General features: G+C 68.2%; 27 protein-coding genes. 16 read left to right on the top strand and 11 right to left on the bottom strand.

Features of this window, described 5'->3' with window-relative positions:
* Positions 1-53: 53 nt before the first annotated feature.
* The 3 genes from ABZV91_RS04205 to ABZV91_RS04195 are packed head-to-tail and all read left to right on the top strand — an operon-like array spanning position 54 to position 3,200.
* Positions 54-2,435, top strand: a complete 2,382-nt coding sequence (locus tag ABZV91_RS04205; protein WP_355235139.1) for a nitrate- and nitrite sensing domain-containing protein — start codon at positions 54-56, stop codon at positions 2,433-2,435.
* Positions 2,413-2,829 carry a roadblock/LC7 domain-containing protein gene (locus tag ABZV91_RS04200; RefSeq protein WP_355235136.1) on the top strand — a complete coding sequence of 139 codons (417 nt, stop codon included), beginning with the start codon at positions 2,413-2,415 and terminating at the stop codon, positions 2,827-2,829. Before ABZV91_RS04205 ends, ABZV91_RS04200 begins: the two co-directional genes overlap by 23 nt.
* Positions 2,826-3,200, top strand: coding sequence for a DUF742 domain-containing protein (locus ABZV91_RS04195; protein ID WP_355235133.1), 375 nt, complete (start codon positions 2,826-2,828; stop codon positions 3,198-3,200). The genes ABZV91_RS04200 and ABZV91_RS04195 overlap by 4 nt, the downstream gene beginning before the upstream one ends.
* Before the next feature lie 10 nt (positions 3,201-3,210).
* Here ABZV91_RS04195 and ABZV91_RS04190 read toward each other — a convergent pair whose 3' ends face one another.
* From ABZV91_RS04190 to ABZV91_RS04180, 3 genes are all read right to left on the bottom strand, one after another.
* Positions 3,211-5,166 carry a GMC family oxidoreductase N-terminal domain-containing protein gene (locus ABZV91_RS04190; protein WP_355235131.1) on the bottom strand — a complete coding sequence of 652 codons (1,956 nt, stop codon included), beginning with the start codon at positions 5,164-5,166 and terminating at the stop codon, positions 3,211-3,213.
* Positions 5,167-5,375: 209 nt separating this feature from the next.
* Positions 5,376-5,696 carry a multidrug efflux SMR transporter gene (locus ABZV91_RS04185; protein ID WP_355235128.1) on the bottom strand — a complete coding sequence of 107 codons (321 nt, stop codon included), beginning with the start codon at positions 5,694-5,696 and terminating at the stop codon, positions 5,376-5,378.
* 62 nt (positions 5,697-5,758) lie between these two features.
* Positions 5,759-5,881, bottom strand: coding sequence for a hypothetical protein (locus ABZV91_RS04180; RefSeq protein WP_355235125.1), 123 nt, complete (start codon positions 5,879-5,881; stop codon positions 5,759-5,761).
* A gap of 93 nt (positions 5,882-5,974) precedes the next feature.
* Here ABZV91_RS04180 and ABZV91_RS04175 point away from each other — a divergent pair, with 93 nt between their 5' ends.
* Positions 5,975-6,580 (top strand): helix-turn-helix domain-containing protein, encoded by a 606-nt coding sequence (locus ABZV91_RS04175; protein WP_355235122.1) that lies wholly within the window; start codon positions 5,975-5,977, stop codon positions 6,578-6,580.
* 107 nt (positions 6,581-6,687) lie between these two features.
* Here the strand turns inward: ABZV91_RS04175 and ABZV91_RS04170 are convergent, their stop codons facing one another.
* Both ABZV91_RS04170 and ABZV91_RS04165 read right to left on the bottom strand, forming a co-directional pair.
* A complete protein-coding gene (locus ABZV91_RS04170) occupies positions 6,688-7,515 on the bottom strand; it encodes a DUF72 domain-containing protein (RefSeq protein WP_355235120.1) in 828 nt (275 codons plus the stop codon).
* Positions 7,512-8,315, bottom strand: coding sequence for an SDR family oxidoreductase (locus ABZV91_RS04165; RefSeq protein ID WP_355235117.1), 804 nt, complete (start codon positions 8,313-8,315; stop codon positions 7,512-7,514). Before ABZV91_RS04165 ends, ABZV91_RS04170 begins: the two co-directional genes overlap by 4 nt.
* A 283-nt stretch (positions 8,316-8,598) precedes the next feature.
* Between ABZV91_RS04165 and ABZV91_RS04160 the strand changes: the two genes are divergently transcribed.
* On the top strand, positions 8,599-9,252 hold the full coding sequence (locus tag ABZV91_RS04160) for an AIM24 family protein (protein ID WP_355235114.1): 654 nt from the start codon (positions 8,599-8,601) through the stop codon (positions 9,250-9,252).
* A gap of 23 nt (positions 9,253-9,275) precedes the next feature.
* On the opposite strand, the gene ABZV91_RS04155 is transcribed toward ABZV91_RS04160, so the two are convergent.
* Together ABZV91_RS04155 and ABZV91_RS04150 are read right to left on the bottom strand one after the other, a co-directional pair.
* Entirely contained in the window at positions 9,276-9,848 is a 573-nt protein-coding gene (locus tag ABZV91_RS04155; RefSeq protein WP_355235111.1) for a hypothetical protein, read from the bottom strand.
* Positions 9,845-10,204, bottom strand: a complete 360-nt coding sequence (locus ABZV91_RS04150; protein ID WP_355235109.1) for a hypothetical protein — start codon at positions 10,202-10,204, stop codon at positions 9,845-9,847. The genes ABZV91_RS04155 and ABZV91_RS04150 overlap by 4 nt, the downstream gene beginning before the upstream one ends.
* On the opposite strand from ABZV91_RS04150, the gene ABZV91_RS04145 reads away from it, so the two are divergent.
* The 7 genes from ABZV91_RS04145 (at position 10,203) to ABZV91_RS04115 (ending at position 15,368) form a co-directional block, all read left to right on the top strand.
* Positions 10,203-11,264 carry a helix-turn-helix transcriptional regulator gene (locus ABZV91_RS04145; protein WP_355235106.1) on the top strand — a complete coding sequence of 354 codons (1,062 nt, stop codon included), beginning with the start codon at positions 10,203-10,205 and terminating at the stop codon, positions 11,262-11,264. The two genes, ABZV91_RS04150 and ABZV91_RS04145, sit on opposite strands and share 2 nt — an antisense overlap.
* A complete protein-coding gene (locus tag ABZV91_RS04140; protein WP_355235103.1) occupies positions 11,261-11,452 on the top strand; it encodes a DUF397 domain-containing protein in 192 nt (63 codons plus the stop codon). The genes ABZV91_RS04145 and ABZV91_RS04140 overlap by 4 nt, the downstream gene beginning before the upstream one ends.
* Before the next feature lie 173 nt (positions 11,453-11,625).
* On the top strand, positions 11,626-12,255 hold the full coding sequence (locus ABZV91_RS04135; protein ID WP_355235101.1) for a DUF3558 domain-containing protein: 630 nt from the start codon (positions 11,626-11,628) through the stop codon (positions 12,253-12,255).
* Positions 12,256-12,315: 60 nt separating this feature from the next.
* Positions 12,316-12,717, top strand: a complete 402-nt coding sequence (locus ABZV91_RS04130) for a hypothetical protein (protein ID WP_355235098.1) — start codon at positions 12,316-12,318, stop codon at positions 12,715-12,717.
* Between the two features lie 2 nt (positions 12,718-12,719).
* Positions 12,720-13,991 (top strand): hypothetical protein, encoded by a 1,272-nt coding sequence (locus ABZV91_RS04125; RefSeq protein ID WP_355235095.1) that lies wholly within the window; start codon positions 12,720-12,722, stop codon positions 13,989-13,991.
* Positions 13,988-14,845 (top strand): ESX secretion-associated protein EspG, encoded by an 858-nt coding sequence (locus ABZV91_RS04120; RefSeq protein ID WP_355235092.1) that lies wholly within the window; start codon positions 13,988-13,990, stop codon positions 14,843-14,845. The genes ABZV91_RS04125 and ABZV91_RS04120 overlap by 4 nt, the downstream gene beginning before the upstream one ends.
* 103 nt (positions 14,846-14,948) lie before the next feature.
* Positions 14,949-15,368: a hypothetical protein gene (locus ABZV91_RS04115; protein ID WP_355235090.1), complete on the top strand. Its 420-nt coding sequence runs from the start codon at positions 14,949-14,951 to the stop codon at positions 15,366-15,368.
* 7 nt (positions 15,369-15,375) lie between these two features.
* Here ABZV91_RS04115 and ABZV91_RS04110 read toward each other — a convergent pair whose 3' ends face one another.
* Positions 15,376-16,578: a cytochrome P450 gene (locus tag ABZV91_RS04110; protein WP_355235087.1), complete on the bottom strand. Its 1,203-nt coding sequence runs from the start codon at positions 16,576-16,578 to the stop codon at positions 15,376-15,378.
* A 103-nt stretch (positions 16,579-16,681) separates the two neighbouring features.
* Positions 16,682-17,278 (bottom strand): TetR family transcriptional regulator, encoded by a 597-nt coding sequence (locus tag ABZV91_RS04105; protein WP_355235085.1) that lies wholly within the window; start codon positions 17,276-17,278, stop codon positions 16,682-16,684.
* A 146-nt stretch (positions 17,279-17,424) separates the two neighbouring features.
* Between ABZV91_RS04105 and ABZV91_RS04100 the strand changes: the two genes are divergently transcribed.
* A complete protein-coding gene (locus tag ABZV91_RS04100; protein ID WP_355235082.1) occupies positions 17,425-17,817 on the top strand; it encodes a VOC family protein in 393 nt (130 codons plus the stop codon).
* A gap of 12 nt (positions 17,818-17,829) precedes the next feature.
* On the opposite strand, the gene ABZV91_RS04095 is transcribed toward ABZV91_RS04100, so the two are convergent.
* Entirely contained in the window at positions 17,830-18,408 is a 579-nt protein-coding gene (locus tag ABZV91_RS04095) for an NADAR family protein (protein ID WP_355235079.1), read from the bottom strand.
* Between the two features lie 151 nt (positions 18,409-18,559).
* Entirely contained in the window at positions 18,560-19,183 is a 624-nt protein-coding gene (locus ABZV91_RS04090) for an Rv3235 family protein (protein WP_355235076.1), read from the bottom strand.
* 361 nt (positions 19,184-19,544) lie between these two features.
* Here ABZV91_RS04090 and ABZV91_RS04085 point away from each other — a divergent pair, with 361 nt between their 5' ends.
* The 3 genes from ABZV91_RS04085 (at position 19,545) to ABZV91_RS04075 (ending at position 21,920) form a co-directional block, all read left to right on the top strand.
* Positions 19,545-20,249 (top strand): metal-dependent hydrolase, encoded by a 705-nt coding sequence (locus ABZV91_RS04085; RefSeq protein WP_355235073.1) that lies wholly within the window; start codon positions 19,545-19,547, stop codon positions 20,247-20,249.
* Positions 20,250-20,317: 68 nt separating this feature from the next.
* Positions 20,318-21,031 carry a VIT family protein gene (locus ABZV91_RS04080; RefSeq protein WP_355235070.1) on the top strand — a complete coding sequence of 238 codons (714 nt, stop codon included), beginning with the start codon at positions 20,318-20,320 and terminating at the stop codon, positions 21,029-21,031.
* 82 nt (positions 21,032-21,113) lie between these two features.
* Positions 21,114-21,920, top strand: a complete 807-nt coding sequence (locus tag ABZV91_RS04075) for a hypothetical protein (RefSeq protein WP_355235067.1) — start codon at positions 21,114-21,116, stop codon at positions 21,918-21,920.
* The last annotated feature ends 162 nt before the right edge of the window (positions 21,921-22,082 follow it).

Genomic DNA, 22,082 nt, shown 5'->3' with positions numbered 1-22,082 from the left:
CGCCGGTCACCGCGGTGTCGCACTGGCGCACGCCCGGAACGGGTTGATCTATCGTGGCTGTCCGGCGGCATCTACCCGAATCACTGGTGCGGGCGTTCCGTTCCGGCGCAGACGCGACTCGCGGCCGGCTGGGCATCCGTGCCCGCCTGTTGTCGATCGTGCTGATCACCAGCGTCACCCTGGTCGTCGTCGGCGTCGGCGCCGCCGCGTATCTGGTGAAATCCAGTGTCGCCTCGACGATCTGGGCAAATCTGATCAGCGGTACGACCACACCGGTGATCTCGATGGTGCAGACCTTCGAAGAGGAACGCCGGCTGTCGCTGCTGTATCTGGCCGGCGATCCGACTGCCGCCGAGCGTCTGGTCGACGCGCGGAAGCGTTCCGATATCGCCCTCGCCGCGGTGATCGCCAAGGGCGAGGCGGCCCAGCGCCTGAACCCGGACGGATCGGCCGCCGATCTCGAGACCTTCCGCCCGCTCTACAACCGGGTACCCGGCGTGCGCACCGCGATCGACTCCCGCGCGATGCCGCACGCCGAAGCGTTCGAATTCTTCAGCACCGTGATCGGCACGATCCCCAAGGCCGCGTTGGTCGCGGCCCGGGTGGCGCCCGATGCCGAACTAGGTATCGCCCTCGGCTACGGCGTCGAACCGCTGCGTGCCGCCGAGGCACTCTCCCAGGCCGACACCCTCGGTGGCGTCGCCCTCGCCCGCGGGGAACTCACCGCCGCGGAGTTGCTCGAATTCACCCGCTACACCGGCGCAGTCCGCTCGCAGGTGGCCTATTCGGCCACGGTCCTGACCGGTCCGCGCCTCGCACAGCTGCGAGCCATCACCGATTCACCCGAGTGGCAGCAGGTGACCGCTATGCAGGACGCGGTCATCCTGCGCGGTCCCGTCCCCGCCGGGGACGCCACCGCGGACGGCTCCGATTCCGGCTACGATACCGAGCGGCCCGTAGCCACCGAGACCGTTCCGCTGCCGATGTCCGTGCCCGAGTGGCAGGATGCCTCGGTGCGGGTGAGTGCGGCCCTGTTGAGCCTGTGGGAGAACCAGAGTCGCGACGCCCACGCCATCGCCCGGTCCGAGGGCACCGACACCGCGGGGCTCTCGCTGGCCGGCGGTATCGCGGTGCTGGTCGTGACCGCGGTCGCGCTGCTGGCCGCGCTCATCGGCGCGAACCGGTTCATCGCCCGGATGCGCCGCCTGCGCGACGATACCCTGGAACTGGCGGATGTCCGTCTGCCCGATCTCATGCGCCGCCTCGACGACGGGGCGGAGATCGATACCGCCGCGGAGGTGGCACACCTGGACTTCGGCACCGACGAGCTCGGCGAAGTGGCCGACGCGTTCAACCGGGCGCAGGTGGCGGCGGTTTCCGCCGCCGTGGCCGAGGCCCAGACCCGAGCGGGTTTCCGCACGGTCTTCCTCAATATCGCCCACCGCAACCAGTTGGCCGTACACCGTCAGCTCGCCCTGCTGGACAAGGCCGAACGGCAAGAGGAGAACGCCGACCAGCTCGAGCTCCTCTTCGAACTCGACCACCTGGCCACCCGCGCGCGCCGGCACGCCGAGAACCTCATCGTGCTCGGGGGTGAGCAGCCGGGCCGCCGCTGGCGCAAACCGGTTCCGCTGTGGGACCTGATCCGGGGCGCCGCGGCCGAGAGCCAGGACTACACCCGTATCCACACCGGCCAGATACCCGATCTGAAGATCACCGGACCGGCCACCGCCGACCTCATCCATCTGCTCGCGGAGCTGATGGAAAACGCCACGACCTTCTCACCGCCGGAATCCCGCGTCGAGGTGTCGGCCGCCGTCGTCGGCCGCGGCGTAGCGGTCGAGGTGGCCGACCGCGGTCTGGGAATGTCTGCGGAGGAGATCACCGAGCGCAACGGACTGCTGGCCGAACCACCGGATTTCGGGGTGGCGGCGCTCACCGGGGAGACCCGGCTGGGCCTGTTCGTGGTGGCCACCCTGGCGACCCGACACGGTGTCTCGGTGCGGCTGGCGGATTCGGTCTACGGCGGGATCAAGGCCGTGGTGGTGATCCCGGCCGCGCTCATCGAAACCGGGGGCTCCACCGAACCACCCGCCGAGCCCGCCTACGCCGCGGCGACCACCGCCGCTCCGCACGCCACCGCGCCCGCCGACAACGCCGCCCCGCGACCGCAGACCGGCTCCGCGCCGCCGGTCGCCCCCGCACCCGGCGCCCGTCCCGCGCTCCCGCGCCGACGTCGGCAACAGGCCGAACCGGAGGCCACGGAAACGCCGGTCGCCGAGGAGGCCCCCCGGGCGCGCACACCGGAACAGGCTCGCAATCTGATGGCCGCCATCGAAGGCGGCACCCGGTCCGGACGCCATCCGCGTCCCGATCCGACCGCAGCCGATCGGCCCCGACAGGAAGGCGACGATGACAACACCTCCGCGCACTGACCTGAGCTGGCTGCTGGAAGAGCTGGTGAGCGGGTTGCCGGACGCCGAGTCCGCGGTCCTGCTGTCCACCGACGGCCTGTTGATGGGACGCTCGGCGGGGCTGGAGCGCACCGAGGCGGAACGGTTCGCCGCGATGGCGTCGGCGTTCCACAGCCTGGCCCGCAGCGCCGGAAGCCATTTCGAGGCCGGCGGCGTGTGCCAGACCGTGGTCGAGCTCGACCGGGCCGTCCTGTTCATCACCGCCGCGGGCAGCAACGCCTGCCTCGCACTGCTGGCCGGCGATTCCGCCAATATGGGCATGGTCGCGTTCGAGATGAACCGAACCGTCCAGCGGGTCGGCAGCCACCTGGCCGTCGACTCGCGCCCGCACCCGAACGGCGCGCCGCAGCCGTGAGCGGCCCGCACGAAGACGACTGGGACGCGGAGGACGCCGGTCCCGTCGTACGCCTCTACGCGGTGACCCGGGGACGCGGCCGCACTTCGCGCGGCGATCTCACCCTGGACACCATGGTGGTCGACGCCTCGCCCGGGCTGGCCTCACGGCGGACCGAACCGGAATACGTCGATATCGTCCGGCTGTGCCGGGTCCCGCAATCGGTCGCGGAGGTATCGGCGCAACTGCACGTTCCGCTCGCACTGACCAAGGTCCTCATAGGCGACCTCGTCGACGACGGCCGCCTGCGGGTCCGTGCCCCGGCCGAGACCGGCGACACCGCCGATCTCGGCCTCCTACGGACCATCGCGAACAGTCTGCGCGGCGGCTGAGCCGAGACGATCAGGTCAGCCGGGCGGCCAGCCGTTTCGCGTTCATATGGGCGATCGCCTCGATCGACACCATCGGGTTGACCCCGGAGGACGTCGGGAAGCAGGACGCGTCGGCGACCACGATGTTCTTCACATCCCAGGTGGCGCCGTCCGGGTCGGTCGCCGAGAGCTCCGGCGAACCGCCCATCCGCGCCGACCCCATGATGTGCAGGGCGCCGAGCGCGCAGTGCCCGGGCCCGTAGCCCGCGGCCCGGCAGGCGGCGGAGAACTCCGCGTGCGATCCCCGGACACCGGGTTCGTAGGAGATCCCGGCCTGGTGCCCGGAGAAGATGCGCCGGGCCCCGGCGGCTTCGAGGATGCTCGCCGCGCCCTCGATCCCGGTGTGCAGATGTCCGGCGTCGTAGCCGGAGATGCGGTAGTCGACGGTGGGGTGTCCGTCGCGGTCCACCTTCACCACTCCGGAATCACGATCGCGGGTGATGATGCCGATCGCGTTCGAGCGGCCGAAATCCAGCATATTCGTCCGGTGGTTCGCGGCGCCGCGCCAGCTCATGAACCCGGTCGACAACCCGGGATGCAGCGGCCCGGTCTCGTAGATGACGCCGTACCCGTTGCCGTCGAGGTCCGCGTGCCGGCGGCAGATACGGGTCTGCAATCCCCCTTCCCAGGGCCGGATCTCCTCGTCGAACACCCCGAACACCGCCGCGGCCGGATGCAGCCGCAGATAACGGCCGATGTTCTTGTTCGCCAGGCCCGAGCGCTGCAGCAGCGCCGGGGTCTGGATCGCGCCGGCCGCGACGACCACGGCCCGGGCCCGGATCTCGAAGTCGATACCCGTCGTGGTGCGCACCGATACCGATTCGGCCTGACCGGCGCGGACCGCGATCCGTCGCACATCGGCGTCCACGATCAACCGCGCACCCCGCGCGGCGGCATCGGCCAGCCATGTCTTGGTGACCGACTGTTTGGCTCCCACCCGGCAGCCGTTGCCGCACCGGCCGCATTCCACTCCGGCGTCGCAGGCGTCGGTCACATTGCGCGGCAGCGGGTCCACTGCCCAGCCCAGCGCCCCGGCCCCGCGTTCCAGCACTCCGTCGCGCGCCGAGAGGATCGAGCGGCGCTCGTTCACCCCGAGCCGGCGCACCACCGCGTCCAGTGATTCGCTGAACTCCGCCTCGCCGAACTGCTTCGCGCCGATCTCGGCCCACTCCTCGCGCACCCCGTCCGGGGTGGGCAGCGAGGTACTCCAGTTGACGACGGTCCCACCGCCCAGACACGTCCCCGCGACCAGTGTGATCTGCCCTTCGGCCGAGGCCGACGGGCCCGGGGCGTACAGCTGCTGCAACCCCGCGAGTTCCCCCGCGCCGAAATCCTTGTCGTCGTAGTAACCGCCGCGTTCGACGACGATCACATCGAGTCCCGCTTCGGCGAGCACGGCGGCCGCCGTACCACCGCCCGCGCCCGAGCCCACGATCACCACATCACAGGTGAGCGTGCCGGGTTCGGTGATCCGCTGCGGCGCCAGCGCGGGCCGTGGGGCGGTCGGCAGCGGGCCGGGCGGCCCGGGGTAGCCGATCTCCTTCCACAGCGGGTGGAACCCGGTGGGTCCCGGCGTCACGTTGTAGGCGAGCAGCGACGCCTGTTTCAAGGCCTGGAAAACAGCCCGGACCGCGCCGATCCGGGAGTCACCGAGCCGCAGCAGTGCCCGCTCGCGCTGCTCCTGTGACAGCTTCGAGAATCGCCGCGGCCCCCGCCCGGTGAGCAGACCGGTCACCGGGGAATCCCATACGTCCAGCAGCGTCGCCAGCTGCTTGCCCTCGGCCTCCCGAGGATTGCGCCCCAGCAATTCGAATACGGTGTCCACGGCACCGATTTCGGTCGCCGAGGGCAATGTGAGACCGTCCCCGGGTACGAACGTGTCGCAGATCGTCCCGAGCGCGGCACGCTGCTTGGCAGTCGCCTTCATACCTATCCGCCTTTCAGATTGCCGAAGTTCTATCACGGAGCGTGAATCACCGCTCACAAAAGCCAATAGAATCCGGCGTGAATACGGCAAATATCCCAGAACTCGGATTCACTTCGACCGGTGGAGCGGCCACGGCCGATCGCTCCCGAGGAACGTACGGCCGGCCGGGCGACGAGCAGGTCCACCCGGCCGGTCCAGACCCCCGCTCGTCAGTGCGGGTCGGCGAGCCGGGCGAGCACGATACCGGCGACGATCATCGACAGTGCCAGCGCCCGGCCCACGCTCAGCGGATCGTTGTGCACGATCACGCCGAGACCGATGGCACCGAGTGCGCCGATACCGGTGAATACGGCGTAGGCGGTGCCGACGGGCAGGGTGCGCATCGCATACGAGAGCAGGTACACCGCGACAGCGGCGAGCACGAAGCACAGCAGTGTGGGCAGCGGCCGGGTGAAGTTCTGCGTCGGTTTGATGCTCTGCGACCAGGCGATCTCGACCACTCCCGCGAACACGAGTACCAGCCAGCTCATCTCAGTACCCCTTACCGAGCCTACGGGCGGTGTCGAGGGCGCGCGCGTACGACGCATCGTGCTCACCGCGCAACCGAGACAGCGCCGGGATGTTCGAGACGCCAGGAGTCGGCGAACGCCGCGCTCAGCTCCCGGCTGATCGAACGGGTGCGTGGGCTCGCGTCCAGGTGCAGAAGAGTGGACATGATGAAACCTCCAGATAAGTGGACACTGCATCCACTTAGTGGATCATAGAACCAACTGGACACAATGTCCACTTACTGCGTTAGGGTGCTGGCATGGATATCCGCGTCGACCTGCTCACGGCACCGGCAGCCGGTGGCGGCGAACGAGCGGACGCAGCGCGCAATCGGGCCAAGATCCTCGCCGCGGCGGCCGAACTGTTCACCCTCCGCGATCCACGCGCGGTGACCATGGACGACATCGCGAAGGCGGCAGGCGTGGGGCGCGGCACGCTCTATCGCCGCTATCCGGATATCGGCGCCATCGCGACAGCCCTGCTGGACGACCATGAACGAGAGCTCCAGGAGCAGTTGCTCGGCGGAGCGCCACCATTGGGTCCCGGCGCACCTCCGGCGGAGCGATTGGCCGCCTTCTACGCGGCCATGATCCGACTGCTCGACGCGCACGCCGATCTCGTACTGGGTGCGGAGGCCGGTGGCGCACGGTTCGCCACCGGCGCGTACGGGTTCTGGTCGGCCCATGTCCGGGCGCTGCTGGTGGCGGCGGGGGTGGCGCGACCCGATCCGCTCGTCGACGTCCTACTCGCCCCGGTGGCCGTGGAGGTCTATCGGCATCAACGGGAGCGAGGCATCGATTCCGAGCAGATCACAAGCGCGCTCGCCGAACTCGCCCACGCCGTCGTCGCGACCGCGGCCGACTGATCCGCGTGCCCGTCGGCCGCACAGGATCTCACCGTCCAGACTCACGAGTGCCGTGCGCCGAGGACGGGCGGCACCGGTCGACGGTGGCGGCCGGAAGGGCCCGCTCCTCAGAACAGCGTCATGGGTTCGGCGTCCGCCGGGTCCGGCAAGAGCTCGAGTTCGGGCACCAGCGCACGGACCTCGTCGTGGAACCGGCGCGCGAGATCTCGGGACGAAGCGTTGTCCGGCGTGTGCAGGAACACCGTCGGCGACCGACCCTCGCGTAGCCATTCCGCGGTCCGCTCGACCCAGGGCCGCCAGCCCGCGACCGTGACCGCGTGGTCGTCGCGACCGTGGTATCGGACGATCGGCGCGTCCGTCAGCGCCGTCATCCGGCGGGGCAGCCGGGGTTTCTTGGATCGGGCCTCGAATTCGGCCGGACTCGCGGCGGGCGCGGCGAACAGCACGGTGGTGTCGAACGGCACCCATTCGGCGCCGACCCGGCCCAGAACTCGCTCGAGTTGCGCGGCGGCGCTCTCGTCGGTGAAGAACTCCGGATGCCGCACCTCCACCGCGAGCAGCAGCTCCGCGGGCAGCCCACGGAAGAACATCGCCAGCGCACCCAGGTCCGCCGGCCCGAACGAGGACGGCAGCTGCACCCACAGCGCATGCAGCCGGGTCCCGAGCGGCTCCATCGTGTCCAGGAACTGCCGCAGTTCGGCGTCCACCCCGGACAGCCGGCGCTCATGGGTGAGGGTTTTCGGCAGTTTGATCACGAACCGGAAATCGGGATCGGTCTGGTTCGCCCAGTTCTCCACCGTCCGCCGCGCCGGGACCGCGTAGAACGTCGTATTGCCCTCCACCGCGTTGCACCACCGCGCGTATCCGCGCAGTTTGTCACCGCGCACCGGCCACGCGGTATGCGTCCACATGGCACAGCCGACGTGCAGCTTCAACGCTTCAGCCCGTGCATCCCCGCGACGATCTTCTCGATCACCGGCGCGGGCGCCAACCGCCGCAACAGGAAGACGATCGGCGCGCGGCTCCCCCGGGCGTACAGCGGTTTCGGCCGGTCCGCCTCGATCGCCCGCAGAATCGTCTCGGCCACCTGCTCCGGCGATATCCCGGCCCGCTCGTTGCGATCCAGATGGGTGATCATCGTGTCGAAATCGCCCGCGTACACCGAGTCCGGCGCAATGTACTTCGTGCGCCGCTCCCCGATCCCGGTCGCGATGGAGCCCGGCTCCACGGTGGTTATCCACACCCCGAACGGCGCCGTCTCCAGTCGCGCCGCATCCGCGAACCCTTTGATCGCCGCCTTGGCCGCCACATACGACGACCGATACGCCAGCGGGAAGCTGGCCAGCATCGACCCCACCATGACGATTCGCCCGTAACCCCGCTCCCGCATCCCCGGAAGTACCAGTTGCGCCAGCCGGACGGCCCCGAAAACATTCAGCTGGAACAGCCGCTCGATCGCCTCGATCGGCAGCTCCTCGAGCGGCCCCGACTGACTCTCCCCCGCATTGTTGACCAGCACATCCACCGGCCCGAGGTCGGCGCCGAACCCCTCGATCCCGGCCTGATCGGTCAGATCGAGCGCGCGATAGTCCACCCCCGCCACCCGCGCCGAGTCGGCGATCGTCTCCGGATTCCGGCTGGTACCGATCACCCGGTACCCCCGCCGTACCAGCAGCGCGGCAGTCGCCCGGCCGATTCCCGAGGACGCTCCGGTCACCAGCGCGGTCTTGGTCATACGACACCTATCCTCGACGGTTCGTGGTCACCCGGGCGGCACCACCCGATCCGCCAATCTAACGGACACGCGCGCAGCGTGGGAGGGTGCCGCCGACGCCCGGAACCAGCCCGGCGCCGGAGCGGGCGGGCTCTGGTACGCGACCGCAGCTGATCGACCGCAAGCCCGCGGAAGGTGTTCACCGGCGCTCGGGCAACGGTGAATCGCGCGTGACGCCGCCGGTACGACAGGCCGTGTCCAATAGGCTGGCGACTGTCCGTGGGTGCCAGGAGAGGATCGCATCGTGCAGAGTGAATTGTTCGCCGCCGAGAACACGGCGCAGCCCGCGACCGCCCCCGGCCTGACCGCGCAGAGCGCCAAATCCCTGAAATACGCGGTGAACGGTGAATGCCTCGCCCGGCAGGGCTCCATGATCGCCTTCCGCGGCGACCTGCGGTTCGAGAAGAAGGGCCAGGGTGTCGGCAAGTTCCTGCAGCGCGCACTGACCGGAGAAGGCGTGCCGCTGATGACGGTCCGCGGGCACGGCGAGGCCTGGTTCGCGCATTTCGACCGCAACTGTTTCACCGTCGACCTCGCCCCGGGCGACGCCCTGACCCTCAACGGCCGCAATGTCCTGGTGTTCGATGCGAGCCTGCACTACGACATCCGCATGGTGCAGGGCGTCGGGATGGCCGGCGGCGGGCTGTTCAACTGTGTGTTCTCCGGGCAGGGGCGCCTCGGTCTGGTCTGCGCGGGAACGCCGATCATCATCCCGGTGCACCCGCAGGCCCCTGTTTTCGTCGATACCGACGCCGTGGTCGGTTGGAGCGCGAACCTGCAGACCTCGCTGAACCGGTCCCAGTCTTTCGGGTCGATGGTGCGCGGCGGGTCCGGGGAAGCGTTCCAGCTGCGGCTCGACGGTGAGGGTTTCGTCATCGTCCAGCCCAGCGAAGCCTGACCGCTGCCCGGCCGCCTCCACGGTCACGGCTCCGACGCGGACCGCAGTCGCAACAGGTGTGGATGGTTGGCATCGTCGAGTGCCAACGCCGCCGTCCACAGCGAGACATCCAGACCGGTGGTGATGCGCCAACGATCCGGCGTGGTCGCGGGCAGGTGGATACGCACCGGGCCCAGTTCCCTCAGGTGCCGCCCGACCACGGCCCACCACTGCCGGCCCCGCGCGTCGGCGATCGCGGCCACGATCAGGTCGTCGACGCCGGGTAGTTGTCCGGCCGCGGCACGGACCTGCTCGGGAATGTGCCGGTTCTCCGGTCGATCGGTGAGCTGATCGGCGCAGACGACGAACACCAGACCGAATCCGAACATGCCCGGCCCGAGCAGCCGGCGCAGATCCGCCGCGCGCAGATGGATGGGATTGGCCTCGCCCGCACCACGCTCACCGGCAAGATCCACAGCGGCGCATTCCGCGTCGATGGCGTGGCCGTCGAAACGGAACCCGTACAGCATCGGCATCAACGCGGTGGGCAGCGACAGCAGGTAGCGGGCGGTGATCTCGTCGACCGACTCCGGGTCGGGATAGCGGATCAGGGTCATCCGTGGACCGCCGCGGCGAGCCGGGACCACAGATCATGCCGGACGGCGTCCCACAGCGACCCCAGCTCGGGGCAACGCTCGCGCATCTCCGCCAGATCCGGCGCCCCCGCGACCGGTATCCGGCTACCGCGAGCATCACGCACCTCGATGATCCGGACACAATCACGGTCGAGCCACCACACCACACGCCGGCCGCCGGACTCGGTACAGCGCACTGCCCGCGGCACACCGATCAGCGCCGGGCGCCGCTCGGCACCCACCTCGGAGAGCCCCCGCGCTCGTACCGCGCGGTGCGCGGACTCCTCGTGATCCTGTCGTCCCGCGCTGGTCAGCGGGCTTCCGTGTTGCTCGGCCATGTGGTTATGTTGCTGCCCGCACGCCGCGACCGTACGGCTAGAGGACACAGCAGAATTCAGCTCATCCGTACAGCCAGACAACAGTCCGGTCGACCGAGCGGCGTTGTCCGGAACGGACCGCCACCTGGGCCGTTCCGGACCGATCTGGGGAAGGGGAACAATGCCGACACACGATCAACCCGGTTCGACACTCCCGCGCCGGCAACTCGGTCGAGCCCTGCGGGAAGCGCGTGAGGGGGTGGGGTTCACTCTCGAACAAGCGGCCCGGGAGATGGAGATGAGCAAAACGGCGCTCATCCGATTGGAGAAGGGACACAACGAGAAGGTCCGGGTTCGGGATGTGGAGGGGTTCGGGAGGTTGTACGAACTCGACGAAAATCGGATCGACGCGCTGAAAGCACTCGCCGAACAGACGTCGACCAGGTCTTGGTGGCAACACACGCGGCTCCTGATCAGGCCGGGGTTCGATACGTACCTCGGCCTGGAGGCGGGAGCCGATCAGCTGCGTATCTATCAGCCGCTGATGGTCCCGGGACTTCTACAGATCGCCGAATACGCCAGAGCTGTCGAGCGAACGCATCCGAACACACCGGCCGATAAGCTCGAGGATCCTGAGCGACGTGTGGAACTGCGGTTGCGGCGCACTGCAATGCTGACGAGGCAGCGCAACCCGACAACAGCCGAATTCATCGTCCACGAAGGGGCGCTCCACACTGCGGTGGGCTCGCCTACGGTAATGGCCGCGCAATGCCGTCACATGGCCGATATGGGCACCCGCGCGAACATCACGGTACGGATCCTTCCGTTCATCGCCGGGTTCCCCGGAGACTGGAACCCCGTGCTGCCCTACATCATCCTCGACTTCCCGGCCGGCAGCCGAGAATTCGGCGCCGAGCCGCCCGTCGTTCATACCGAAACTACGATAGGGACAATGTTTTTCGAGGAGCCTGCAGATGTGGAACTCTACCGCCACATCCATCAGTCCCTCCAGAACGCCGCACTACCTGCACAGGCGTCCAGAGACCTGCTCCGGCAGGTAGCAAGGAGATACGAACGGTGAGTGGTGACGACTTATCCGGCACCGAATGGTTCAAGTCGTCCCACAGCGGTACGCATGGAGAATGCGTAGAGGTGGCTTGGCTCGATAGCGGGCGCGTCGGGGTCCGAGACTCCAAAAGCGCCGACGGGCCGACGCTGACCTTTGCGCCGCGGGCATGGGCGGCGTTCTTGTCCGGCCTGCGGGGATGAGGGCACGTGCGCACATAGTCAGCATCGCGCGGAACGGTGGGCTCGGCCGCTCACCATCGTGACGGGGTGGGACTACACGGCTATCGAATAATGGCGCGCCACCCCGCCACTCGGCGTCATCGCAGGCCAAGTGCCCACCATGTTTGCGGTGTCGGGTGAGAGAGCGACCCGGTATGGTGAGTTCGGGTCCGTGTGGAAGGTTCACACGTCGTCGCAGGAGGGGCATGCACACCGCCGATATGCGCAGGGCAGGGATTGTGGGTCACGCAGCACTTACGGTGGCAGTGACGTGCTTGGCAGCCGGGTGCGGTATGACCGTTGAGGGCGAGCCCGCACAGGGGCAGCCCGCCAGCGGCGGGCAGGCTTCCGTCGAATGGAATCCGTGCTCACAACTGTCGGAAGAGGCATTGCGAGCCGCCGGAGCCGATCCTTCGGAGAAGACCACAGCTTACGATGCACCAGGTGACCAAGCGCTGTTCCGGGTCTGCGCCTGGGATTCACTCAACGGTCTCTATCATGTTGGTGTCGGTTCGACCACTCTCACCCAAGACGAGTGGTATGACAATTCCGAAGTAACCGGCGTCAACCCGCGACAGATCAACAGTAGATCTGGGTTGACCTTCTATCCCGATGACGGCGATCATCCTATCCGCCAGTGCTACGTCGCCTTGCCGACGGCAGGCGGGTCCCTTTTCATCAACGTCGACTGGCAATACAGCCAGCGCAGTTCGCTGCCGGAGTCTCCACCATGTGGGTTGGCGGTTGAGACTGCGCAAAAACTCGAGCCCTTCCTTCCGAAGTAAGAACTCCACGAGGGACAGACTCGGTCATATCGGCATCCAGGAAACGGGGGAGAGGACACCGTGGCACAGCAGGAGCAAGACATCGCGCAGGTCGCAATCCTGCAGCAGTGGCAAAACTTGAAAACCCAGGCCGAGAGTGGTCAGTTGCACATGGATACAGCGATCGTGGACAAACTCAAAGTGCGTTGTGACACCTTCATCGGCGACCTGGAGGACATGCTGAGCCAGGCCGGCTTCCTCTCCACGCTTTCTGGCTTTGGCACATTGAAATCTGCGGAATCCCTGCAAAAAAAGTTCGTCGCCAAGGCTGTACAAGACACTGATTCGGCTTCCAACCGGCTGAAGACCGCAATAGACATAGTGACACTGATGAAGGAGACCTTCGAGCTCTCCGCAGGTCGGGTCCTGGAATCCGACACCTCCACATCGAATGCGCTGGGTAATACAGGATCCGGAGCCTAGCAATGTCCAGTCTCTCGCAATGGCTCGATTCGATTCTCGATGGGTCGAACCAAGCAACGAAGAACAAGTCTGACGACACGAGCCGGGCCGAGGCCCAGGACGCTACGTGGAGTCAAGACCGCACAGCCTTCGGCGGGGAATGGTCCGGCCTGGTCAGTGAGTTCGGCGGTCAGTTCGCACCGCCCGCCATCCTGGAGAAAGATGGCTTCCCGGCCATGACCCATCAGCAGATTTGGGATGCGCTGGAATCCGTCAGTCCTACCACCATCAACGACTTCGCCACTGCCTGGCGCAACCTGACCGACAAAGCCCGCACCGCGAACAAAGAATTCCTCGACGGTGTCAACGCCGACCTGGAAGCCGGCTGGAACGGCCAGTCCGGCACGGCCGCCGTGAACGGCGTACGCGAGTTCAGCACCTCGTTCAATTCCTTGGCCGCGAGCTTCCAGATGGTGGCCCACGGTCTGGACCTGATGGAAGGCCATCTCGCCCAGGCCAAAGCTTCCGTCGGCAAACCCGACGATGTCACCCTCGGCGACAAGCTGATCAACTCCCTACCGTTCGGCGACACCTTCAAAAGCCCTCAGTACCGCGCCGATGAAGCCCAGGAAACCGCCCGTTGGGTGATGACCACCTATTACGAGCCCGGCGCCACCGATGTGGACAGCAAAACCCCCGTGCTGCCCGAGCCGAAGAAGACCGTCGACGACGGTAGCGACCCGCCGCAGCAGCCCGTGCCGCCGACCGGCGGGCCGTCGCAGACGGCGGGGCCGACCACGCAGCCGCAGGACACCACCATCACCGACGACGGCACGCAGACCGAGGACGGCACCCAGGATCCGTCGACCGGGCCGGAGGATCCGCAGGACACCGAGCCGCAGAGCACGATCCCGCAGTCGACCACGCCGGAGACGCCGACCTCCCCCGCGCTCACCACCGGCGCCCCGGCAGGCACCACACCGGGCAGCCCGTCGGGGACGCCGTCCGGCTCTCCGTCCGGTGCGCCGCAGACCACCACCCCGTTCGTACCGGGGCAGACTGTGCAGGGCGCGCCGAAGACCACCACCGGGGGGCCGGCCGCGGCCTCGACCGCTGCCTCCACTCGTGCCGGGCGCGGGGGTATGCCGGGCATGATGTCGCCGGGGGCGCGCGGCGCCAAGGGTGACGAGGACGATGAGCACAAGACACCGGACTACCTGGTGTACGACCGGGGCAGTGAACTGCTCGGCACCCAGCCGCCGGCGCTGCCGCCGGGTGGAGTGATCGGCGGGTGAACGATCCACAGTGGCGCCTGGACGGGGAGATGTTCTCGCAGGCCGTCCGGGCGTTCGGCCGGGACCGGCTGCCCTACCCGATCCGGGTGCTGCCGCTCGGGCCCACCGAGCCGCCACCGACACTCGACGAATACGAGCGGTTCCGCTCGGCCGCGGCGCAGCGGCTGGCCGCGATCGCGGACAAACGGTTGTTCCACGCGCTGGAGACCCTGCTGGAACCGCAGGTGCGCATCGAAGTCCACGGTATCTACGACCGCGGATTCGACCGGGTGGTGCGTATGCACGCGGGGGTGGCCGGGCAGTCCGCCACGCTCGCCGTCCAGGCCTCGGGGCCGACGAAGGAGTACGGCGGCGACGTGCTGCTGCACACCCTGCCGGCTCGGCAGCTGGCGGCCCGGCTCGTCGCGTACCTGCCGCGCTGTGCCGCCGGCGGTTACCGCACGGTCCACGGTGCGCGGGCGGATATCGGGAAGGTCGAGTACTCCCGCCATCCCACCCGGATATCGCGAACCGAGGAGATCAATCGGATCATCCGGCGCCCGCGGTCCGGTATCGGCGAGATCGGGGTGTTCGCGGGCCCGGCGATCGACTCCCGGCCCACCGGTAATCCGCACGGTTTCCACTGGATGGACTATCTGCCGCAGGACGGCCGCTATCTGCTGATCAACCACACGACAGAGGAATTCACCCTCACACCGGGCCCACCCGAGGAGATCACCCGGCGACTCCAGCAGGCTGTCGCCACCGTCCGGCCGACCGCTGCGTCATCGCCCGGTGTCCGCCGCGACCCGGCCTGGGACGATGCCGACGACGACTACTACCGGCAACGAAATGAGCGCGGCCGGCCGACCTGACCGGTCCTGTCGCGAAACATCGGAGCTTCACATCGGTCGCGCGCGGCGGCCGGTGGGGACATACTTCACCTCGTCACGACATGATCATGAAAGGTGTCACGACATGGGTGCTCCCACCGCGCTGGTGTTGTTCGCCGCGGGCCTGCTGTTCTTGACGGCGCTCGGACTCGGAGTCTGGAAATGGCAGGCCATGGTCGGTTCGCCCGAGGGTGTGGCGCACCCCTATGTGGACATAGCCCACCGGTCCGCATTGCTGTACTCGTTCGCGACCGCCATGATCGCGCTCTTCGTCGAGTTCTCGGCGTGGCCGGCGGCGGTCGACGCGACCGCCGCCGGGCTCCTGGTGCTGATGTTCGTGATCACCATCGCGAACTACATCAGGCACGGCATCCTGCGCGACACCACGAACCAGATGCACAATCCGCCGTCGTCGTTCCGTTTCGTGCTGGTGGCGCTGATCGTCGGCGAAATCGGCGGTTTCGCGGTGCTGCTCGCCGGATTCGCCGCCGGCGAACTCTTCTGAACGGGCGTCACCACTCCACGAGAAGCTGTTTCGGGCCGCGCACCAGCAGGCCCGACTTCCACGGGATCTCGTCGAGCGGCAGCGACAACCGCAACGACGGGAAACGTTCCAGCAGTGCCTCCAGCGCGACCTGGAGTTCGACGCGGGCCAGCTGCGCTCCCAGGCAGTGGTGCGCGCCGTAACCGAAGGCCACGTGCGGATTGCGCTGCCGGGTGAGGTCCAGGGATTCGGGATCCTCGAAGACGGCCTCGTCGCGGTTGGCGGCCTGGGTGTTCACGAAAACCGACTCCCCGGCCCGCACCGTCACGCCGCTGAGCACCACATCCTCGGTGGCGACCCGGGGCTGCCCGGCACCGGCGCCGAGCTGCACATAGCGCAGCAGTTCCTCTACCGCGCCCGGAATCAGCTCGGGCTCCGCGCGCAGCAGTTCCCAGTACTCGCGCTGAGTGAGCAGCACATAGGTGAAGTTGGCGATCTGGTTGGCGGTGGTCTCGTGGCCCGCGATGAGCAACCCGACGCCGAGGTTCACCAGCTCCCGCTCACTGAGGCGGTCCTCTTCGTCGCGGGCGGTGACCAGCGCCCCGAGCAGATCGTCGGTGGGCCGCTGCCGACGCTCGGCGACCACCTCGGCGAGATAGGTCTCCAGCGAATCCCGGGCGCTTTCGATCTGTTCCCGGGTGTAGGCCGTGGTGGACAGGATCGCGTCGGAGAAATCGCGGAACCGGTGCTGATCGCGCGGCGGCACGCCGAGCATCTCGCAGATCACGGTGACCGGTAGCGGCAGCGCGAAACCTTCCACCAGATCCGCAGGGGCACCGGCCCGTTCGAGTGCGGTGAGCTTCTCGTCGACTATCTCGCGCGTACGCGGGCGCAGCTCGGCGACCCGGCGGCCGGTGAACGCCTTCGCCACCAGTTTCCGCAACCGGCTGTGCTCGGGCGGATCCATACTCAACAGCGAATCGGGGCGGACCGGCGCGGGGGTGGCCCGCGGCAGATCCTCCCGGCCCACGGTCGCCGCGCGGCTGAACCGGGGATCGGCGAGGACCAGTTTGACGTCCTCGTACCGGGTGACCAGCCAGCCTTCGCCGCCGTAGGGCAGTTCGACCCGGCAGACCGGTTCTTCCCGGCGCAGTTTGGTGAACAGCGGGTCCATATCGAGGCGAACCGGCTCTCCGAAGGGGTACTGCCGTACCTCGGTGTTCACGGTCATACGGTCTCCCTTTCCCGACGCCCGACGGCTCCAGCCTTGTAAGCAGTTGCTTACTTAGGCAGGGTAAGGGTTTTTGGGAGGTGGCGTCAACGACGCAACAGCGTCAGGCCGGAGGGAATCTCGTATCGTTGCGCTCCAGAAGCACTTCCGCCGCCCGCAGCACATGACCGGCGACCTGCGCCGGATCCGCACTACACAACGGCTCCCGATGCAGTACGGAACGAACCAGCCCGATTCCCAGCAACCAGGCCAGCAGCAGATCGGCGCGCAGTTCCCCGTCACCACCGTCGGTGAGCGTCGACAGCGCCCGGATGTACTCCTCCCCCAACTCCCGGCGAATCACCGAGGCGCCTTCGTCGTGACCGCTGGAACGCAATGCCGCCTGTAACCAATTACCGGGCGACACAGTCTCGCTCGGCTCCAGCGCGCGCTCCAGCAACCGTGACAGCAACGCGTCCACCGGCCCGGCGTCGAGCACCGAACGCCCGCGATCGGTCATCGTCGCCCGGAAGAGCTCGTCCTTGTTCCCGAAATAGCGGAAGAGCAGCGCCTGGTTCACCCCGGCGCGGGTAGCGATATCACGGACAGTGGCCCGCTCGTACCCGCGTTCGGCGAACAGTTCCTGCGCGGCCGCCAGGATCGCGGCCCGCGTGGCCGAGGCATCCCGTCGCCGACCGACCAACTCGTCTCCGCTGACCATATGCCCTCCGCTCCGCGCGCCATCTGGAAGAGCAGCGTAGAGCACACCGGATCGGACAAAGCGGGCGACCAGCAACGTTCCCGCACACCGCCTCGCCGCAACGCACCCTGGACGCGAGCCGGACAGGGCTCTACGCTCGGATGACCATGCCGGAACTCCTCGGGATCAATCATCTGACGTTGTCCACGACGGACCTGGACCAGCTCGTGGCGTACTACACCGGAGTGCTCGGAGCGCGGCTGTCCTTCGAGCGTCCCGCCTCGGGCACCGACCCCCGTATCGCGATCCTCGATGTCGGCGGGGCCGACCACCTGGCGATCGTCGAGACCCCGACCGGTCCGACCACCGACCTCGACCCGCTCGGTCGGGCCGGATGGGGTCTGCGCCTGGCGACCTACGCCCAGTTGTGCGAGGTCCGGGAACGGATCATGGGTGCCGGGCTCCAGGCCGGGCCGATCGAGACACTCCCGACCCAGTGGACGATGACGACCCAGGACCCGGACGGTCGCCCGGTCGATATCCGAGCCCACCGCCCCTGAGCCGAGGGCACGTCACGCCGTGCCGGCCCGCGCATCCCTCTGCATGCGCAACGCCGATCGTGCCTCCATGAGCGCGAATCCGAGCAGATTCGAGCCCTTCCACCGCGTAGGGTCCTCCGCCCGGGGGTCGTCCGCTGCCAGCCCGATACCCCAGACCCGGTCGACCGGACTGGCCTCGACGAGCACCCGGTCCCCGGTGTCCAGCAGGAAACGCCGCAGCGGTTCGTGCTGCCCGAACTTCGCGGTGCTGCCCGCCACGACGATCCCGAATCGATGCAGTTCCCAGAGCTCCTCGTCGAATCCGCCGATCCGCCGCCCCAACGACTTCGCCTCGCCGGGGCTGAGCGCCGCGAGTACCGCCGCGGCGATCCCCCCGTCGTCGAACAGCACCGCTTTCCGCCACATCATGTAGTGCTCAGCGGTCGGAAAGACCTGCCCGTCCACCGTGAATTCGGCCGGCCACCACTGGCTGAGGCAACCGGCACCGATCGCCCCGTCGCTCCGGGGCCGGTGCCCCCAGAACGGCAGATACTTCACCCGGCCGCCCTCGGCCAGGATCTGGACCAACTCACTGACACTCCGTGCCGTCATCCGGTCAACCCTGCCCGAAACGCGGGAACGGCGCATCCAGCTTTCGGTCCGGCCGCGGCTGCTCCGGGCCGAAGCGTTCGGGCGCCGGTGGAGCGCACCCCGGCCGCGGTGACGCACCCGAGATCGACACCACCGCCCGCGTGGGCGAGTCTCACATGACGCGTAGCGCGGTCACCTTCCAAGGCGTTGTGCTTCCGCGCTCGATACGCCCGGCGAGGACCAGGCGGCGCGGCCCGCGCTGGTAGGTGGCCACCATCTCCGCGGCCCGCTCTTCCACCTGGAACAAACGCACATTGCCGAGCACGGCCGACCCCAGGTTGCGGCCGGGAGCGTGATCGCCCGCCACCAGCGAGCCGATCGCGCAGACCAACCCGGGTGTACACAGAGCGGTGAGCTGCGCGACCGGGCGCCGGCGATCGAGTACTTCGAGCAGGATCCGGACCGAGGTGGTGGCGAAGGCCCGGGCACCGGCGGGTTCGGGATTCCGGGCCGCGGCATGACCGACACGCTGGGCTCGCCGGATGCCCGCGGAAGCACTGCGGTTGCGTCGCAACGTCTGCCGATCCGGACGGCTCGCGCAGTCCGAGGCGGGTGAGGGCCGGGCGGCGCTGCGCTCGTCGGCCTTCGTATCCACCGGGACGCAGGTCTTCGCGGCCGGGCCGCGATCGCGCACTGCCCCGAGCCGGCTCCGGGCGGGCGTGGGCGCCGCTGCCCCGGGTAGGGCCGGCGGCCGGACCACTGCCCCGGATACGGCCGCCCGCTCTTCGTCTGCCACAGCGGGTCCCGCGGCACGCACCCGATCGGCCCCAGGCGGTACGCCGGCTCGCGCGCACCGGCCGACCGGCGGTTCGTATCCCGGTACCCGATGGAGAACCGGCCGGACATCACCCATTTCCACGCCCCCCTTTGCGAAACGGATCGCCCCCACGACGTTTCCTTCCGCGACAGCATCGCACCTCCGGGCGCGGCAGTACAGACGGGTCATCGGATCTTTCACCACGCACCAGGTCGAGGCGGCGTGTTCCCGCCGGTGGTCCGTTCGGCGCGTCGCGCACCGTGCGCGAGGTCCGGGATGTCGGAATCGATTGCTAATTTGAACGCTACCGTTCGTTCGCTTTTCAGATACGGGAGAGTCAGTGCTCGGCCATTCCCACGCCACCAGCGGCGCGCTCGCGTTCGTGACCGCCGCCACCATCGTTCCGACCTCCGTGATGGAGGTGGTACAGGGGCCGGTGGAGATCACCGCACTCGAACTCGTTCTGGGAGCGTTGATCACAGCGGGCGCGGCCCTGCTCCCCGATATCGATCACCCGAACGGCACCATCGCGCAATCGCTCGGACCGGTGAGCAATGCTGTCGCGAAAGGAGTTTCGGTGGTTTCCGGCGGACACCGCAAGGGGACGCACGGGCTGCTGTTCATCCTGCTCGCCGGGTGGGCGACCTGGGCCGGGGTGCATCACCTGGGCCGGTATTTCACCCTGAGCATGATCTTCGTGATGCTCGCCTTCGGCGTACGGGCCCTGCACCTGACGCCGAAAGGCGATTCGCTGCGCGCCTACGGCATGTGCGTACTGCTGGCCGGCGGCGGCACCGTGCTGATGGACCGTTGGCTACCGGACGCGCCCTACTGGCTACCGTTCGCGATCGGGCTGGGCACACTCATCCATATCGTCGGCGACTGCCTCACCGACCGGGGCTGTCCGCTGCTGTGGCCGCTGAAGCCCAAGCTGGCGGTGCCGATCATCTCCCGGACCGGGAACAAGGTGGAGACCTGGGTGCTCACCCCACTGATGGGCCTGGTCACGGTCGGGCTGCTGTACGTGTACGCGGTGCCCAACTAGTCCGTGCCGAAGCAACACACGGCCACCGAGCCTGTCCTCACCTGCGCGTATTCGCATAGTGTGCGGTGATGACCGAAGCAGCGGAAGGCGAGTACCTCCAGCAGACCGGACTGGCGGCGAAACTCAACTGGCTGCGGGCCGGAGTGCTGGGCGCCAATGACGGGATCGTTTCGACCGCGGGGCTCGTGGTGGGGGTCGCGGCCGCGTCGTCGAATACCGACACGATCCTCACCGCGGGCATCGCGGGGATCAGCGCGGGCGCCATCTCCATGGCGGTCGGTGAGTACGTCTCGGTGAGTACCCAGCGTGATACGGAGAAGGCGCTGCTGGAGCAGGAGAGCCGGGAGCTGGAGCAGGATCCGGCCGACGAACTCGACGAACTCACCGCCATCTACCACGCCAAGGGACTGTCCGCCGAAACCGCGCGCAAGGTGGCCGAGGAACTCACCGCCTACGATGTGTTCGCCGCGCACGCCGAGGCCGAGCTCGGACTGAACCCCGACGAGCTGACCATTCCATGGCACGCGGCGCTGTCCTCGGCCGTCTCGTTCACGGTCGGCGCGCTGCTGCCACTACTGGCGATCCTGCTCCCGCCGGAGTCGGCGCGGATACCGGTCACCATGGTCGCGGTGCTCCTGGCGCTGGCGCTCACCGGTTCGATCAGTGCCGGGCTCGGTGGGAGCAGCCGGCCGCGGGCCATGGCCCGGGTGGTGATCGGTGGCGCGCTGGCGATGGCGGTCACCTACGGGATCGGCCAGCTCGCGGATGTCACCGGTATCTGACCCACCACGAATCCTGTTGCCGGGAACGATATTTCTATCAAGTGAACCAGCGCCGATTCGGATATTTTGCTGTACTTGGCGGGTGAGTTCTCTATTCGCCGTAATGCCCGCGGCCGGGATCGAGTCGGCCGCGCAGGCTTACGAGCGTTACCGGTCCCTGGCAGGCGCCCCCGATCCGAGGCCGCCGCTGCAGCCGGTGGGGGTCGTGTGCACGCTGATCCACCGCTCCGGAACCGGACTGCGGGTGTACCGGCGCCCCGACGCCCGCGGGGCCCTGCTGGAGGCCACCGTCGATGATCGTTTCGACTGTCTGCGCGCGCTGCTGGCCCTCACCGCCGACCGCGACCTGGCCGTGCTCGATGTCGCCACCCGCCGCTTCTACAACCCGCGGGGAGCCGCCCGGGTCCCGGTGACCGCGGGCGATTTCCGGCTGCCCTACCTCACCGAGAGCATCCTGGACGAGATCCTGGAAACCCCGCCGGATCCGCGCGACCCGGCGCTGAAGGTGATCCGTGCCCCTATGTGCCATATCCGGGCGCGCCGATTACCGGAGGAGATATTCGAGCTCGAGCATCGCGATCTCGACGCGTTCTTCCAGCTCTACACCGACGACGCGATTCTGGTGCGCAAGACGATCTGGGCCTGGGCGACCGGTGACCCGTGGTGGCAGCAAGCCATCGCCTGGCAGCCGATCGACGCCCCGGACCCCCGGCGTCGCCGCCCGCCCGAGGACGATATCGACTCCGTCCTGGCCGAACTGCGGCAGATGGCCGAGGAGACGCCGTTCGAACTCGGCGCGCTGGACCTGATCTCGGCCCTGGGCGATGTCGACAACCAGGCCCAGGCCATTCTGGACCGCGCGAACAGCGACGAACCGGAATACCCGTGAGCCCCCGAATCGTAGTGACGGACGATACCCTCGACGAGCGGATCGATCCGGCCACCGGTCACGGCTGTCTCGTCGAATCCGCGACGTCGGACTCGACGCGCATTTCCGGGCCGCCGTGGGCGACAACGCTCCTGGCGTCTCCTCGCCCGCGGGCGACATGGT

Origin of the sequence: Nocardia sp. NPDC004568, from assembly GCF_040609955.1 — a bacterium.
In the GTDB taxonomy this organism is placed as follows: Bacteria; Actinomycetota; Actinomycetes; order Mycobacteriales; family Mycobacteriaceae; genus Nocardia.
Note: the sequence above shows the minus strand (reverse complement) of the source record. Positions and strands in the feature narration are given on the sequence as shown.